This is a genomic window from Flavobacterium adhaerens (genome assembly GCF_040045115.1).
Classification (GTDB): Bacteria; Bacteroidota; Bacteroidia; order Flavobacteriales; family Flavobacteriaceae; genus Flavobacterium; species Flavobacterium adhaerens.
Genome location: NZ_JBDLZX010000004.1, coordinates 303,809 through 320,866, shown reverse-complemented (window position 1 = coordinate 320,866; position 17,058 = coordinate 303,809). Strand labels below are relative to the sequence as shown.

General features: G+C 34.9%; 12 protein-coding genes. 7 read left to right on the top strand and 5 right to left on the bottom strand.

The features are described 5' to 3' along the window. Positions 1-164: 164 nt before the first annotated feature. The 7 genes from ABEB18_RS07695 (at position 165) to fbp (ending at position 9,447) form a co-directional block, all read left to right on the top strand. Positions 165-1,106 carry an alpha/beta hydrolase fold domain-containing protein gene (locus tag ABEB18_RS07695; RefSeq protein WP_348798640.1) on the top strand — a complete coding sequence of 314 codons (942 nt, stop codon included), beginning with the start codon at positions 165-167 and terminating at the stop codon, positions 1,104-1,106. Positions 1,107-1,260: 154 nt separating this feature from the next. Continuing rightward, the gene (locus ABEB18_RS07690) at positions 1,261-2,496 is read left to right on the top strand and encodes a glycoside hydrolase family 88/105 protein (RefSeq protein WP_348798639.1); all 1,236 of its coding nucleotides are present in this window, start codon (positions 1,261-1,263) and stop codon (positions 2,494-2,496) included. Positions 2,497-2,516: 20 nt separating this feature from the next. Further along, positions 2,517-4,148 carry a glycoside hydrolase family 43 protein gene (locus ABEB18_RS07685; RefSeq protein WP_348798638.1) on the top strand — a complete coding sequence of 544 codons (1,632 nt, stop codon included), beginning with the start codon at positions 2,517-2,519 and terminating at the stop codon, positions 4,146-4,148. Positions 4,149-4,159: 11 nt separating this feature from the next. Continuing rightward, positions 4,160-6,190: a pectate lyase gene (gene pelA, locus ABEB18_RS07680; RefSeq protein WP_348798637.1), complete on the top strand. Its 2,031-nt coding sequence runs from the start codon at positions 4,160-4,162 to the stop codon at positions 6,188-6,190. A gap of 97 nt (positions 6,191-6,287) precedes the next feature. Then, positions 6,288-7,640 (top strand): glycoside hydrolase family 28 protein, encoded by a 1,353-nt coding sequence (locus ABEB18_RS07675; protein ID WP_348798636.1) that lies wholly within the window; start codon positions 6,288-6,290, stop codon positions 7,638-7,640. A gap of 25 nt (positions 7,641-7,665) precedes the next feature. Continuing rightward, entirely contained in the window at positions 7,666-8,400 is a 735-nt protein-coding gene (locus ABEB18_RS07670; RefSeq protein WP_348798635.1) for a rhamnogalacturonan acetylesterase, read from the top strand. A gap of 27 nt (positions 8,401-8,427) precedes the next feature. Beyond that, complete coding sequence (gene fbp, locus ABEB18_RS07665) at positions 8,428-9,447, top strand: class 1 fructose-bisphosphatase (protein ID WP_348798634.1); 1,020 nt, start codon at positions 8,428-8,430, stop codon at positions 9,445-9,447. An 87-nt stretch (positions 9,448-9,534) separates the two neighbouring features. On the opposite strand, the gene ABEB18_RS07660 is transcribed toward fbp, so the two are convergent. The 5 genes from ABEB18_RS07660 to ABEB18_RS07640 form a co-directional block, all read right to left on the bottom strand. Next, entirely contained in the window at positions 9,535-11,067 is a 1,533-nt protein-coding gene (locus ABEB18_RS07660; RefSeq protein WP_348798633.1) for an arylsulfatase, read from the bottom strand. Between the two features lie 142 nt (positions 11,068-11,209). Beyond that, the gene (locus ABEB18_RS07655; RefSeq protein WP_348798632.1) at positions 11,210-13,933 is read right to left on the bottom strand and encodes a DNA gyrase/topoisomerase IV subunit A; all 2,724 of its coding nucleotides are present in this window, start codon (positions 13,931-13,933) and stop codon (positions 11,210-11,212) included. A gap of 22 nt (positions 13,934-13,955) precedes the next feature. After that, positions 13,956-15,023, bottom strand: coding sequence for a PDDEXK nuclease domain-containing protein (locus tag ABEB18_RS07650; RefSeq protein WP_348798631.1), 1,068 nt, complete (start codon positions 15,021-15,023; stop codon positions 13,956-13,958). A 9-nt stretch (positions 15,024-15,032) separates the two neighbouring features. After that, positions 15,033-15,155, bottom strand: a complete 123-nt coding sequence (locus ABEB18_RS07645; RefSeq protein WP_348798630.1) for a hypothetical protein — start codon at positions 15,153-15,155, stop codon at positions 15,033-15,035. A gap of 3 nt (positions 15,156-15,158) precedes the next feature. Beyond that, a complete protein-coding gene (locus ABEB18_RS07640) occupies positions 15,159-17,021 on the bottom strand; it encodes a DNA topoisomerase IV subunit B (protein ID WP_348798629.1) in 1,863 nt (620 codons plus the stop codon). Positions 17,022-17,058 lie beyond the last annotated feature (37 nt).

The window sequence follows — 17,058 nt, the reverse complement described above, 5'->3', positions numbered from 1 at the left end:
TTTTAAATTATTAGATCTAAATCAAAACAAGAATTTTCCACAAAATCCTGCTTATTAAAATATTTTTTTTTTGAGTTAGTATAGAATTCTGTTTGTAAATAGGAGTTTGACATTACAATCAAACTCCTATTTTAAATTTTAAAAAACTCATTTCTTAAAAAACCATGAGAAAGACTCTAATCTTATTTTTATTGTTCTCTTTTGCCATTAAGGCACAAAACAAGTATGCAATAGACACAACTTATACTCCAATGAGTGTTTATAAGAAAGAGTTGAAACGTTTTCCTTTTATCAGTTTGGTAACTCCCAAAAGTTACTCAAATGTTGCCGACAAAAAGGAAATTGTTTATGCAAAAATTAACGACCGAAAACTGCACTTGGATAGTTTTTGGGATCAATCTTCACCCAAAAATCCGACCGTTGTTATGCTTCATGGTGGCGGATGGAAATCTGGAAACAAATCACACATGAACACTTTGGCTCAAGAAGTAGCCTCCAAAGGTTTCTCTTGTTTTACAATCGAATACCGTTTATCGCAAGAAGCAATATATCCAGCTGGAATTGTAGATGTCAAAAAAGCAATACGCTTCATCAAAATCAATGCTAAAAAATTCAATGTCGATACTACTAAAATTGCCATTTTGGGCTGCTCATCGGGCGGGCAAATGGCAGCTTTAATAGGATCAACAAACCGAAATAGCCTATTTGAAGACATTAACAAAAAAATAAAGACTAGCTCTGATGTTCAAGCAATAATCGATATTGATGGTGTATTAGCTTTCAAACATCCCGAATCGAGTGAGGGAACCGTTGCTGCATTGTGGCTTGGTGGAACTTCCGAGGAAAAACTAGAAATTTGGAAACAGGCATCAGCACTAACACATACCGATAAAAACACCCCTCCTACTCTATTTATAAATAGTAGTATCCCAAGATTTCATGCTGGCAGAGACGATATGATTGCTATATTAAATCGAAATGGTATTTATAATGAAACCAAAACATTCGAAAACTCTCCACATTCTTTCTGGTATTTAAATCCATGGTATAACGAAACTGTAATGACAACAACAGCGTTTTTGAATAAAATCTTCAAAACAAATTAATATTTAATTTATGAAAAACATAATACAATCAATTTGTACTCTTGTAGCGCTTGTAATGATAGGATTTACATCAATAAATGCTCAAAATAAAGCAATCTTGCTGCAATCGAATTAGACTAATAAATAATAATAATTATCAAAAAACTTATAAATTATGTTCAACGGGAAAAAAAATATTATAAAAGCTACTACGCTTTTTATTTCATTAGCTGTTCTTGGTTGCAAAACTACTGCTCAAGAGCCTGCTAAAAATGCTACAACTCAAAACCAAATTGTAATTACCAAAGACACAAAATGGTCTGATAAAATGGCTTTGACCTTGATGAAACGTCATCCTGAAAGTTATATGATTGATAATGCCCAAAAACCTAAATGGGACTATGTGCATGGATTGGTCTTATATTCATTTGAAGAATTATATAAAAAAAATCCAGATCCAAGATATGCTAACTATGTAAGAGGTTATCTTGACAACTTCATTGAAGACAATGGGAATATTAAAACCTATGAGATACAAAAGTACAATATCGATATGATTGTTGCGGGACGTTTGCTCTTTAATGCTTATGCTATCAGTAAAGAAGAAAAATACTTAAAAGCAATGCAACTGTTACGCAAACAACTAGAAGAACAACCTAGAACAAATAGTGGCGGATTTTGGCACAAAAAAATATATCCAAATCAAATGTGGTTAGATGGTTTGTATATGGGTGAGCCTTTCTATGCACAATATACGGTTACGTTTGAAAACAACAAAAATCTAGATGATGTAGCCAAACAATTTGAAGAAATTCAGCTTCATGCTACCGACCCAAAGACAGGATTATTATACCACGGTTGGGACGAAAGTAAAAAAATGCCTTGGGCTAACAAAGAGACTGGAAATTCTCCAAATTTTTGGTCAAGAGCCTTAGGATGGTATGCAATGGCATTGGTAGATGCGTTGGATTATTTTCCAAAAGATCATCCTAAACAAAAAGAATTGGTAAAATACTTAAACAATGTTTGCGCTAGTTTGGCCAAATTTCAAGACCAAAAATCAGGTTTGTGGTATCAAGTAACGGACAAAGGTGGCGAAAAAGGAAACTATTTAGAAGGATCAGGGTCTTCAATGTTTGCTTATGCTTTTGCAAAAGGTGCAAACAAAGGATACTTGCCAGAAAACTATAAAAAATTAGCCAACAAAGCTTTTGATGGTCTAACAAAAGAATTAATTAAAGTTGACGCTGATGGTACAATTACAATAACTCAATGTTGTGCAGTAGCTGGACTTGGAGGTAATCCGTACAGAGATGGTTCTTACGAATATTATGTAAATGAAAAGAAAAAAGATAACGATCCTAAAGCTACAGGTCCATTCATATTAGCTGCTTTAGAATTGAATAGATAAATACCATAATTTTCTTTCGAATGAAATTTTCAAAAATAATACCTCTTTCTTTTCTAGCTGTTACTATGCAAATAGTAACAGCTCAAGAAAAGAATAACAATACAATTTCCAAAGTCTGGGTAGCTGATAATGGCGATGGCACTTATAAGAATCCAATTTTATACGCAGATTATTCTGATCCAGATGCTATACGAGTTGGCGATGATTATTATATGACGGCTTCGTCTTTCAATTGTATTCCAGGCTTACCCATACTGCATTCCAAAGATCTTGTGAACTGGAAATTAATAGGATATGGATTATCGCAACAAAAACCTTTAGATGTTTTCGATAAAGCACAACATGGTAATGGTGTTTGGGCTCCTTGCATTCGTTATCACAACAACGAATTTTATATTTATTATCCAGATCCTGACTATGGTATCTATCAAATAAAAGCAAAAAAACCAGAAGGCCCTTGGAGTGAACCAGTAATGGTCAAAGAAGGAAAAGGATTAATTGACCCTACACCACTTTGGGACGAAGATGGCAAGACATATCTAGCCTATGCTTTTGCGGGAAGCCGAGCAGGAATTAAAAGTCAACTGGTGGTTTGCACCATGAACTCAGAAGGAACAAAGGCAAATGCTGACGAAGTAATGATCATAGATGGTCATGCCGAAGAATCAACCATTGAAGGTCCTAAATTCTATAAACACAACGGATATTATTACATTTTTGCACCAGCTGGAGGTGTCGCTACAGGATGGCAAACTGTTTTGAGATCTAAAAACATATTCGGCCCGTATGAAAAAAGAAAAGTGATGGATCAAGGAAAATCGAATATTAATGGTCCTCATCAAGGAGCTTGGGTACAAACTCAAACAGGCGAAGATTGGTTTCTACATTTTCAAGATCAATTCGTTTATGGAAGAGTTGTTCATTTGCAACCTATGAAATGGGAAAAAGATTGGCCAATTATCGGAACAGACAAAGACAAGGATGGTATCGGGGAACCTGTTACAACTTATAAAAAACCAAATGTTGGCAAAAAATCTTTTCCTATTGAAACACCTCCAGACAGCGATGAATTCAACACTACAAAACTAGGATTACAATGGCAATGGCATGCCAATCCTCAGATAACTTGGGGATTTCCAACCAGTATGGGATATTACTCCCTAAATTGTATTCCGACTCCAAAAGAAGCAACAACTCTGTATGATATTCCAAATTTATTGTTGCAAAAAATGCCTTCAAATGAATTTACTGCTACGGCAAAAATTAAGTTCAATTCACGTTTTGATGGCGAAAGTATTGGATTGGTTGTTATGGGATTAGACTATAGCTACCTCTGTTTTAAACAAGAAGGAGGCAAACTATACCTCTCTCAAAAAACAGCCAAAAACATTGATAAAAAAGGAACTGAAACCGAAAGTAGCCCAATTGGTATTAACAATCAAAATATTTACTTACAAGTAAAAGTAAAACCAGGCGGAATTTGTACTTTTTATTATAGCGAAAACGGAAAAAAATTCATCCCTATTGGTGAATCATTCACAGCCAAAGAAGGCAAATGGATTGGTGCCAAAATAGGCTTTGTAGCACTAAGAAAAGGAATCATCAATGATGCTGGAAATGTCGAAATCGATTGGTTCAGACTAACAAAATAATACATTTAAAAATGAAAAAAATAAAAATAGTTTTCATAGCAGCGCTGTTGTTCTTATTCAAAACAAATGTACAAGCACAAAAAGAACAAAAATGGTCTTCTATTATTCGTAATAGTGAGAGTAGTTGGTTTGCTACTAATGAAGCTAAAGCCATTGCCGAAAATGTTTTATTGTACCAACGCAATATTGGTGGTTGGCCAAAGAACATTCAGATGCAAAATCCATTGACAGAAGAACAAAAAAAGAAATTAATAGCTATAAAATCTGATCCAAAGGAAACCACTACAGATAATGGATCAACCACTCAAGAAATGTTATTTCTTTCAAAAATGTATGCTCAAGTTCCTGACGAAAGATACAAAATTGCTTTCCTTGCTGGATTTGATTATTTACTAAAAGCACAATACGACAATGGTGGTTGGCCACAGTTTTTCCCACTAAAAAAAGGATATTACACACACATCACTTACAATGATGATTCGATGGTTAATATTTTATATGTTTTAAAAAACTGCATCGATAACACTGGTTATTATTCGATACAACTTCCTGATACTATGACAGAAAAAGCAAAAACTGCTTTTGACAAAGGAATTGATTGTATTATAAAAACCCAGTACAAACAAAATGGTGTTTTAACGGCTTGGTGTGCACAACACGACGAAGTAACTTTACTTCCTGCCAATGCTAGAGCTTTCGAATTAGCCTCTTTAAGTGGTCAAGAATCGGCAAAAATTGTATTGCTATTAATGTCTCTCAAAAATCCTTCTCCAGAAGTAATTACAGCTGTAAATAGTGCTGTAGTTTGGTTTGAAAAAACAAAAATTACTGGTATCAAAATAGAGTCCGTTCCTGTTGCAAACAGTAAAAAAACAAACAGAGTTGTTGTAAAAGACCCAAATGCAGAACCATTATGGGCCCGTTTTATGGAACTTAGCGACAATACTCCTTTTTTCTGTGATCGTGACGGTGTCAAAAAAGCAACATTAGCCGAAATCGGAGAGGAACGCCGAAATGGCTATTCTTGGTACAGCAATGAACCTAAAGAAGTACTGAAAAAGTATGAAAAATGGAAAGAAAAAAACGATATTGGTACTGTAGCCAAAAAACCAAAAAGTGAAGTAGTCTTAAAAGACGAATTCAATATTGTAGTAGATCAAAAAGGAAATGGCGATTTCAAAACCATTCAAGAAGCCATAGATGCATGCAAAGCCTATCCAAGCAAAAGAATTACCATTTTTATAAAAAATGGAACCTATTACGAAAAAGTAAAAGTTCATGCTTGGAATCCGTTGATTTCGTTCATCGGCGAAAGCAGAGAAAACACAATAATAACCTATGATGATTATTTCAATAAAATAGGAATTGGTCGAAATAGTACTTTTTATACTTACACAGTTTTAATAGAGGGCAACGATTTCTTTTGCAAAAACCTTACGATTCAAAACACTTCTGGACCAGTGGGACAAGCCGTTGCTCTAAACGTAAATGCCAATAGAGTTATGTTTACCAATTGCTCGTTTTTAGGAAATCAAGACACCCTTTACACCTCGGGTGAGGGAACTAAAAACTACTTTAAAGATTGTTATGTCGAAGGTACTACCGATTTTATTTTTGGTGACGCAACTGTTTTGTTCGAAAACTGCGAAGTTCGTAGCAAAACGGACTCTTATGTAACCGCTGCTTCAACTCCAAAAGACACTACTTATGGCTATGTTTTTAAAAACTGTAAACTGACTGCCGATGCGAATGTAACCAAAGCCTATTTAGGCCGCCCTTGGAGACCTTATGCCAAAACAGTTTTCATCAATTGTGAAATAGGCAAACACATCCTCCCGGAAGGTTGGCACAATTGGTCTAAACCAGAAGCCGAAATCAATTCGTTTTATGCCGAATACAATTGTACTGGCGAAGGTTACCAACCTAAAACCAGAGTTGCGTGGTCACATCAATTAAAAGCTTCTGAAGCCAAAAAATACACTATCGAAAATATATTAGATTCAGATTCTACTCCATCAAACAAACAGTGGTATTTGAGATAAATTTAAATATTGAAAGACTTAAAGATTAAAAGATTGCCTTAGAAAAAAATCTTTAATTCTTAAATTTTCAATTTTTCAATCTTTAAATCATTCAATTATGAACTATAAATTCCTAATTATATTCCTCTTTACAGCACATTGTTTTGCTCAAAAAAGTGATTTCCCATCTGATAAAGTTGACCAAATTATTAAAAACATTCAACTACCTATCATTCCTTCTTATACAATAGAAGTTACAAAATTGGGAGCCAAAGGAGATTCTGTAAGCAATGCCAAACCAGCTTTTGACAAAGCCATGGCTCTTTGCAAAAAAAACAAAGGCGGCACCATTATTGTCCCAAAAGGAGTTTATACACTAAATGGCCCAATACATTTTGTTAGTAATGTTAAAATCCAAATTGAAAAAGGAGCCAAAATCCGTTTTAGCGACAATCCCGAACATTACTTACCAATGGTGCTAACAAGTTGGGAAGGAACCATGCTTTATAACTACAGCCCACTAATTTATGCATATAATTGTACTAATATCGCAATTACTGGCGAAGGTATAATTGATGGCGAAGGTGGAAAGACATGGCATAGTTTTAAGGCAAAAGAAGAAGCTGGTAAAATGTTAAGCAGAGAAATGAACCATAATAGCACTCCAATAGCAGATAGAAAATTTGGTTCTGGACATTTTCTAAGACCACAAATGATTCAGTTTTTCAATTGCAAAAACATTCTAATTGAGAATATTCAGATAGAAGATTCTCCGTTTTGGTGTGTGCATTTGCTCAAAAGTAAAAGCATAACGTTGCGAGGTTTAAAATACAAAGCACATAATAAAAACAATGACGGAATCGATCCTGAATATTCTAGCGATATTTTAATCGAAAATATTCAATTTGACAATGCCGATGACAACGTTGCCATCAAAGCAGGAAGAGATAATGAAGGTCGAACCAAGTCAGACACACCATCAGAAAACATTGTAATTAGAAATTGTGAATTCAAAGGGTTACACGCAGTTGTTATCGGTAGCGAAATGTCAGCTGGAGTGCGAAATGTATTTGTAGAAAACAGCAAATTTAGAGGTTATTTGAAAAGAGGTATTTTCATAAAAACCAATTCAGACCGTGGTGGTTATGTCAAAGACATTTATTTCAACAACATCGCTTTTGGGAAAGTAGAAGATTGTCTGTACATCACTGCCAATTATCACGGAGAAGGAAGCGGATTACATCCATCTAAAGTTTCGGATATTTCATTTTCTAATATTAGTTGTGAAGAAGCCACAAATACCGGAATTGTAATCGAAGGATTTCCAGATAAAAAAGTCGCGAATATCAAATTAGACAATATCAACATACAATCTGCTAAAAACGGAATGACAGTTACCAATTCCGAAAAAGTAGAAATAAACGAAGTTACAATAGGTCTGAAAGCGACAACACCATCTGCAGCTAAATAAAAAATCAACAATAAACAATAATATTATGAAATGGACTACTTTGTTTTTTATGCTAATCACTCTAAATTGCTTAGCACAAAAACCAACAATTTATGGAATTGGCGATTCGACAATGGCCAATAAAGTAAAACCCGAAGAAAACCCTGAGCGAGGCTGGGGAATGCTATTTCCTCAATTTCTTACCGATAAAATAACTTTCGACAATAGAGCTGTTAATGGTCGAAGCTCCAAAAGTTTTATTGCTGAAAAACGTTGGGAAACCATTTATAAGGAACTAAAAAAAGGCGATTATGTTTTTATTCAATTTGGACATAATGACCAGAAAGAAAAAGATTCAGCCCGTTATACCAATCCACACACGACTTATCGTTATAATCTGATTCGATTTGTAACCGAAACCCGAGAAAAAGGTGCAACTCCTATCCTATTTTCTTCGGTAAGCAGAAGAAACTTTAACGAAAATGGTGTTTTAATTAGCACTCATGGTGATTACACTTTAGAGGCTCGTTTGGTTGCTCAGGAATACAATGTTCCGTTTATCGATATGGAATATTTTTCGGAACTATTAGAGCAATCCTATGGGCCAGAAAAATCAAAACAATTGCACTTGCATTTTAAAGCTGGTGAAATTCCATATTACAAAGAAGATAAGGCCGATGACACACATTATTCTGAAAAAGGAGCCACCGAAATTGCCCGAATTGTTGCTAGAGAATTGAAAAAAACAAATAGTGATATTGCTAAATACATCAAAAACTAAATACAAAACGAAGCCAAACTATTTAGTATGGAAGATCAAAACAAAACCTTAGGAGAATTTATTATTGAGAATCAAAAGGATTTCCCGTATTCATCGGGTGAATTATCCCGAATTTTCAATTCGATAAAATTAGCCACCAAAGTAATTAATCACAAAGTAAATAAAGCGGGCTTAGTGGATATCATTGGTGGAGTTGGAGGGAAAAATGTTCAAGGCGAAGACCAACAAAAATTAGATGTCTATGCCAATGAAGTTTTTATTCAAACACTCATTAATAGAGAAATTGTATGCGGAATTGCCTCTGAAGAAAATGATGATTTCATTACGGTACAAGGCAATGACAACAGTCATAACAACAAATATGTCCTTTTGATGGATCCCTTAGATGGTTCTTCAAATATTGACGTGAATGTATCTGTAGGGACTATTTTCTCCGTTTATAGAAGAATAACTCCTGTGGGAACTCCAGTAACTCTAGAAGATTTTTTACAACCAGGTACCGCTCAAGTTGCTGCGGGTTATGTCATTTATGGCACCTCAACTATGTTGGTTTATACTACAGGTTGTGGCGTAAATGGATTTACGTTGAATCCTGCTCTTGGTACTTTCTATTTATCGCATCCAAAAATGCAGATTCCCGAGAATGGAACTATTTATTCTGTAAATGAAGGCAATTACATTCATTTCCCTCAAGGGGTAAAAGACTATATTAAATATTGCCAACAGGAAGAAGGAGACCGCCCCTATACTTCAAGATACATTGGAAGCATGGCATCGGATATTCACAGAAATATAATCAAAGGAGGTGTTTATTTATACCCTACCAGTTCCAAAGCTGTCAAAGGAAAACTTAGACTTTTATATGAATGTAATCCTATGGCATTTATCATAGAACAAGCTGGTGGTAAAGCATCTGATGGTGTAAATAGAGTTCTTGAAATTCAACCAACCGCTTTACATGAGCGAACTGCTTTTTTTGCTGGAAGCAAGAACATGGTAGAAAAAATAGAAGAATGTATCCACAAAGCCTCATTGAGCAAGTACTAAGTGCTACTCGAATGTATTATCTATTCATAAACAAAAAAGCTAGTAACCTAATGATTACTAGCTTTTTTTAGTTAACATTTAATTCTATTAATTCGCTTTCTTAAGTTGTTCTTCAATTTTTGTCAAATTAAAAGAACCAGGTGATTGGCTTGGTGGATAATCTTTCATAGTTTGCAAGAACTTAGCAGCAAGTCCCTGAATAGGCACAATTACAAAAGGACGATCTAAAAACCAATTATTATAGCCGTTTGCATTATGCTGTGCTTTTTCAAACGGATCACGTCTAATGTGAAATAAAAGTGGTACACGTAACTCTGTAAATGGTTCTCTCCAAACTCCAAATGCTTGTCCTCTGTTCTCTAGAAAAACAACTTTCCAGTCATCATAACGAGCAGCAACTACTTGTCCATCATCATTTACGTACCAAAATTCATGACGAGGAGATTCTTTTACTTTACCTGTAATATAATCCAATTGGTTGTATCCATCAATATAATTTTTGTAGCTTCTACCGTTTAGAGACACACCTTTCATTAATTTATCTTTAATGTCTGGAGCACCTGCAATAGCAGCAAAAGTAGGTAACCAGTCTTCGTGAGCTACAATACCATTAAGTACGGTTCCAGCTGGAATTTTCCCTGGCCATTTTATGTAACAAGGTACGCGGTAAGCTCCTTCCCAGTTTGAATTTTTTTCACTTCTAAACGGAACAGTACCACCATCAGGCCATGTGTTAAAGTGAGGAGCATTATCTGTAGAGTACATTACAATGGTGTTTTCTTCTAGACCATTGTCTTTTAAGAATTTCAAAATATCCCCAACCATATTATCATGTTCAATCATACCATCAGTGTATTCATCGTTTCCTTTATGACGGTTTTCTTTTTTAACATGTGTATGGAAGTGCATACGAGTTGAATTGTACCAAACAAAGAATGGCTTGTCAGCACTTTTTTGTTTTTTCATGAACTCTTTTGCAGCAGCCAAAGTCTCTTCATCTACAGTTTCCATTCTTTTTTTAGTTAATGGTCCTGTATCTTCAATTTTTCCTCCAGCATATGAATGAATTACACCACGAGGTCCATATTGTTCTTTGAAAGTTTTACCATTAGCTAATACCATATCACCAGGATAATCTTCATTTTCTGGTTCTTCTTCAGCATTTAAGTGGTATAAATTCCCCATAAACTCATCAAAACCGTGTTGTGTTGGCAAATGCTCATCCAAATCACCTTGATGATTTTTTCCAAATTGACCTGTAGCGTATCCTTGAGATTTTAAAACAGTTGCCATTGTCACATCTGTTTTTTGCCAGCCTTCTTTTGCTCCTGGTAAACCAACCTTAGTCATACCCGTACGAACTGGAACATTACCTCCAATAAAAGCAGCACGACCTGCTGTACAACTTTGTTGCCCGTAATAATCTGTAAAGGCAACACCATCTTTAGCGATTTGATCAATGTTTGGAGTTTGATACCCCATCATACCTCGGCTCCAAAAACTAGTGTTCCAAGTCCCAATGTCGTCTCCCCAAATAACTAGAATGTTCGGTTTTTTTTGACCAAACATAACAAAACTACTCAGGCAAAACAAAAATAAAATACTTCGATTTACTCTCATACTTGTTTAAATTAAAATTAAAAATATAGTGTTTGTTTATTATACTAAAATTAATCATTTTAAATCCTTATTATTTGTATCATTTTATTGTTTTTTTTTCACAAGACATTACTTATGAAATTTTATCAAAAACAATTGTATTTTATTCTAAAGTCAATGTAATCTGACCATCATCATCAAGCTCTGTCTCAATATTCTCATCTTCCGATATTTCAGGCTTTTCAGGAATTTCTTCTACAGGCTCTTCATAAAGCAAAGGTTCCAATAAGTTAACCTGCTTCAGTTTTTCGGTTGTCAATTGATTCCCTAATGCTTTATATCCTTTTACTGCAATAAAAGATTCTATATCAACAGTTACATTCTCTTTTTGAACTCCTTTTACTTTCGTAAAAACCAATTCGGCTACAGGACGATAATCTGTTGCTACGATTTCTAATCTAGAATTAGGATGTTCGGAAATAAAACTATCTTCCTTATTTTCGGTTTCTACCAAGAAACGTTTAACAAAATAGCGTTCTTTTTCTCCATCATAATAAATCGCAGATATTGGTTTTTTGGGAATCCATTTTTCTAGAACTATCATATCTTCATCAAAATGAGTAGATAATTCAGGAATGATAACCTTTAATTTCCCTGCTTGCGAAATGATCAACAATTTGTCGTTTGGTCTAAATTCTCCTAACAACTCTCCCCTAGCATCTACATTCAACTTTTGAACCGTATCATCAAACCAAATTTTTCTTGGTTTCAAAGTCGAGATTCCTTTTTCTTTGATTTCGATTTTTTTGATAGGATACTTGCTCACCAAATTCCCTTTAGAAGCTCGTCCTTTGATCGCAATATTGGCAAAATCCAGATCCCACTTCAATTTCTTGATACTTCCTATCTGACGCAAAATAATCGTAATTACCTCAGCTTCACCATTCGGGTTATGAGTAAAATACAAAATTTGAGAACCCTTGGTTTCATTCGTTAAATCATACAACTTATCTCTCGTAACCCCTGAAACATTAAAACGTTTGATATAAGAAGGACCTGATTTACCATCTCGATAAATCATATTGTAAATCGTTCTTTTATCGCTTTTATCAAAAATGGCTACGTGAATAATATCTTTTCCAACAAATTTTTTCTCATCTACTTTACACACCATCATGTTTCCATCACGAAGAAAAACTATCACATCATCAATATCCGAACAATCGGTAACGTATTCGTCTTTTTTCAATCCAGTTCCGATGAAACCTTCTTCTCTATTTACATATAGTTTGGTGTTTCTCAAAACTACTTTTGTGGCCTCGATATTATCAAAACTGCGTAGCTCTGTCTGGCGCTCTCTACCTTTACCGTATTTCTCTTTCAATCGAGTAAAATAGGCAATGGCAAAATCTGTAATGTGTTCTAGATTGTACTCGACTTCTTTCATTTCCTCTTCCAATTTGAAAATCAATTCATCGGCTTTATCAGAGTCGAAACGAGTAATACGAATCATCGGAATTTGAGTCAATTTTTGTAAATCATCATCATTAATTTCTCTGACGAATGATTTTTTGAAAGGTTCAAATCGGTCGTACATATATTTGTAAAGCGACTCTCTATCCCCATATAATTTGAAATCAATGTACATTTCTTCACGGATGAAGATTTTTTCTAAAGTAGAAAAATGCCATTTGTTTTTTAATTCCTCTAATTGAATTTCTAATTCCTGTCGAAGCAAATCAACCGTTCTGTGGGTCGAAATTTTCAACATTTCAGAAACTCCAATAAACAACGGTTTATTATCTTCGATTACACAACCTAATGGTGCAATCGAAGTTTCGCAAGCCGTAAATGCAAAAAGTGCATCTATGGTTTTATCAGGAGAAACACCAGGGAAAAGGTGAATTAGAATCTCTACATCGGCGGCAGTGTTGTCCTCAATCTTTTTGATTTTGATTTTTCCCTTATCATTGGCTTTCAAAATACTATCAATCAAACTCGATGTATTGGTCGAAAACGGAATTTGGGTAATCACCAAAGTATTTTTATCCAATTGCGAAATCTTGGCACGCACACGCACACGACCACCTCGCAATCCATCATTATAATTAGACACATCGGCAATACCTTGTGTCATAAAATCAGGATAAAGCGTAAAAGATTTTCCTTTTAATATCTTAATTGAAGCATCAATTAATTCATTGAAGTTATGCGGCAAAACTTTGGTCGAAAGTCCAACCGCAATCCCTTCAGCTCCTTGTGCTAAAAGCAATGGGAACTTTACCGGAAGATTAATTGGTTCTGCTTTACGGCCATCATAAGACAATCCCCATTCGGTAATTTTGGGAGAATACAAAACCTCTAAAGCAAACTTTGATAAACGTGCCTCAATATAACGGGGAGCTGCAGCACCATCGCCTGTTAGGATATTTCCCCAGTTTCCTTGACAATCTATCAATAATTCTTTTTGACCAATTTGTACCATCGCATCGCCAATACTCGCATCTCCGTGTGGGTGATACTGCATCGTATGACCAACGACATTGGCCACTTTGTTGTAACGACCGTCATCCAATTCTTTAAGAGAATGCATAATACGGCGTTGCACCGGCTTAAAACCATCCTCAATTGCAGGAACAGCACGCTCGAGAATTACGTAGGAAGCATAATCCAAGAACCAGTCTTTGTACATTCCAGTTACTTTGGTTATAACGTCTTCACCTTCTTCTTCCTTATTTTCGTAAAAATGCGCCCCTTCAAAATGTTTGGCATCTATTTCGATAATTTCATCTGAATCATTTTCGTCTTGATTTTCATCAAATTGATTTTCATCCGAAATATTCTCGTCGTCGTTTGGAATGATGTTATCGTCTTCTTCGTCTTTCATTTAATTATATCAAATAATAATTCTATTTATTTTCAAGCAATTCTTTTAAAACCTCAACACTTGGCAGAACCGTCTTGTATTTACTGGCAAAAATCTGCTCATTGTTTTCGGGCAAGGTATATTCAACTACTAAATCGCTTTTGTTTTGACAAAGTACAATTCCTATCGTTTTATTTTCATCTTCCAATCTCATTTCTCTGTCATAATAATTAACATACATTTGCATTTGCCCTAAATCCTGATGCTTTAATTCGCCAACTTTAAGATCAATTAACACAAAACTTTTTAAAATTCGGTTGTAAAAAACCAAATCAATTCGAAAATGTTTATCATCAAATGTAATTCTTTGCTGTCTGGCAACAAAAGTAAAACCGTGACCTAGTTCTAAAAGAAAATGCTCCAGCTTATTAATGATTTCTTCTTCTAATTGCGATTCAGAATACTGATGTAATTCAGGCAATCCTAAAAATTCAAGAATATAAGGATCTTTAATAATATCTTTTGGCTTTTCGATAATCTGACCTTGTTCCGAAAGTTTTAAAACACCTTCTTTATCTCTGCTTAAAGCCAATCTTGAATAAAGTGCCGAATCGTATTGCCGCTTTAATTCGCGGACGCTCCAATTGCATTTTTCAGATTCTATTTCGTAGAAACGTCTTTCTTTCTCATCATCAATTCGCATTAAGAAAATATAATGTGTCCATGTGAGTTTAAAAAAAGAAATCAATGATTTCGTTTTTTCCTCTTCAAAATTCCGAGACAGTGATGACGAAATTGGAATTTGCAATTTCGTCATCAGTGATGACGAAATTGTATAGGTCTTATAAAACTTTCTCATTCGGTCCAAATTTTCAACAGAAAACCCTTTCCCAAATTCAACAGTTAACTGTTCTGAAAGCCCTTTTAAAATATGTTTCCCATATTCAGCTCTGTTTTTCCCGTTTTGCTCCTCTTCAACAATAATTCTTCCAATTTCGAAGTAGGTATAAACCATTGTAGAGTTTACGGTACGCAAAACCTGTTGTCGGGCATTTTGCAATAACTCGGCAACTTGTTGAAAAACAACATTATTTTGAAGGTTGTTAGACAAAATTATTCTTTATTTAACCTTAACATTTTCAATTGTATTCTGACTCTTTTTATAGTTTTTAATTAAAACATAAGTAATTGCAAAACTTAAAATAAAAACTAATGCAGCGTAAATTAATTTTTTCTTTTCCATTCTTTATATTTCCTCAACCACATCCAACTCCACCTTCAGATTCTTGATGATAAAATCTTGTCTGTCTGGAGTATTTTTTCCCATATAAAAAGACAACAACTGCTCTATCGAGGTGTGTTTGTCCATCATAACTGGATCCAAACGAATTGTATCTCCAATGAAGTTTTTAAATTCATCTGGCGAAATCTCTCCCAAACCTTTAAATCGGGTAATTTCTGGTTTTGGTTTTAATTTTTCTATTGCGGCTAAACGCTCTTCATCAGAATAGCAATAAATGGTTTCTTTTTTATTTCGAACCCTGAAAAGCGGTGTTTGTAAAATATACAAATGCCCTTCTTTGATTAATTCTGGGAAAAATTGCAGAAAGAAAGTAATCAATAACAAACGGATGTGCATTCCATCGACATCGGCATCGGTAGCGATAACAATGTTGTTGTAACGCAAATTTTCCATATCGTCTTCGATATCCAAAGCGGCCTGCAACAAATTGAATTCTTCGTTTTCGTACACAATTTTTTTGCTCATTCCGTAGGAATTCAAAGGCTTACCTCGCAAACTAAACACTGCTTGTGTATTCACATCACGTGATTTGGTAATTGAACCTGAAGCAGAATCTCCCTCGGTAATAAAAAGTGTGCTTTCTAGATTTCTAGGATTCTTGGTATCAGTAAGATGCGCTCGGCAATCTCTCAATTTTTTATTGTGAAGATTCGCTTTTTTAGCTCGGTCTTTGGCTAATTTCCGAATTCCCGAAAGTTCTTTACGTTCTCTTTCTGCCTGCAGAATTTTACGTAACAAAGCATCTGCAGTTTCGGGGTTTTTGTGTAAATAACTATCTAATTTATTTTTTACAAAATCATTTACAAAAGTACGAACCGAAGGCATTCCTGGTTCTGAACCAATCTCTGTCGAACCCAATTTGGTTTTGGTTTGCGATTCAAAAACCGGCTCCATTACCTTGATACTAATGGCCGATACAATCGATTTTCGCACATCAGAAGCTTCAAATGGCTTGTTGTAAAATTCACGAATAGTTTTTACAATCGCCTCACGATAAGCCGCCAAATGCGTCCCTCCTTGAGTTGTGTTTTGTCCGTTTACAAATGAATGATATTCTTCGGAATATTGTGTTTTACTGTGTGTTAATGCGATCTCGATATCACCTTCTTTCAAATGGATAATCGGGTATTCTAAATCTTCAACATTGATGGCTTCCTCCAATAAATCCTTCAATCCATTTTCAGAAAAATATTTTTCTCCGTTAAAAATAATGGTCAAACCATTGTTTAGGTAACAATAATTTTTGACCATTTTGACCACATATTCTAAACGGAATTTAAAGTTTTTGAAAATCGTTTCGTCTGGAGTAAAAACAACTTTCGTTCCTTTTCGCTTAGTCGTATCGATGATATCTTCTTCGGATACTAAATTCCCAGCCGAAAATTCAGCTGCTTTTTGTTTGTCATCACGTACCGATTCTACACGAAAATAATCAGACAATGCATTTACGGCTTTGGTTCCGACTCCATTCAATCCAACTGATTTTTGGAAAGCCTTAGTATCATACTTACCTCCTGTATTCATCTTGGAGACTACATCGACTACTTTTCCTAATGGAATTCCACGTCCGTAATCACGAACCGAAACCGTTTTATCTTTGATAGTTACCTCAATCGTTTTTCCAGCCCCCATCGCAAACTCATCGATACAGTTATCGAGAACCTCTTTAACCAAAATATAAATACCATCATCTGGCGAAGAACCATCCCCTAATTTACCAATGTACATACCTGGTCGCATACGGATATGCTCTTTCCAATCGAGAGAACGGATATTATCTTCGGTGTATTGATTTTGTTCGGCCATCTTGGGAATTTATAGATTTCAACTGTACTCATTTCGG

Bases quoted from the DNA above. Each gene is read 5' to 3' on its own strand.
- ABEB18_RS07695 (WP_348798640.1), top strand. From the start codon at position 165: ATGAGAAAGACTCTAATCTTATTTTTATTGTTCTCTTTTGCCATTAAG.
- ABEB18_RS07690 (WP_348798639.1), top strand. From the start codon at position 1,261: ATGTTCAACGGGAAAAAAAATATTATAAAAGCTACTACGCTTTTTATT.
- ABEB18_RS07685 (WP_348798638.1), top strand. From the start codon at position 2,517: ATGAAATTTTCAAAAATAATACCTCTTTCTTTTCTAGCTGTTACTATG.
- pelA (WP_348798637.1), top strand. From the start codon at position 4,160: ATGAAAAAAATAAAAATAGTTTTCATAGCAGCGCTGTTGTTCTTATTC.
- ABEB18_RS07675 (WP_348798636.1), top strand. From the start codon at position 6,288: ATGAACTATAAATTCCTAATTATATTCCTCTTTACAGCACATTGTTTT.
- ABEB18_RS07670 (WP_348798635.1), top strand. From the start codon at position 7,666: ATGAAATGGACTACTTTGTTTTTTATGCTAATCACTCTAAATTGCTTA.
- fbp (WP_348798634.1), top strand. From the start codon at position 8,428: ATGGAAGATCAAAACAAAACCTTAGGAGAATTTATTATTGAGAATCAA.
- ABEB18_RS07660 (WP_348798633.1), bottom strand. From the start codon at position 11,067: ATGAGAGTAAATCGAAGTATTTTATTTTTGTTTTGCCTGAGTAGTTTT.
- ABEB18_RS07655 (WP_348798632.1), bottom strand. From the start codon at position 13,933: ATGAAAGACGAAGAAGACGATAACATCATTCCAAACGACGACGAGAAT.
- ABEB18_RS07645 (WP_348798630.1), bottom strand. From the start codon at position 15,155: ATGGAAAAGAAAAAATTAATTTACGCTGCATTAGTTTTTATTTTAAGT.
- ABEB18_RS07640 (WP_348798629.1), bottom strand. From the start codon at position 17,021: ATGGCCGAACAAAATCAATACACCGAAGATAATATCCGTTCTCTCGAT.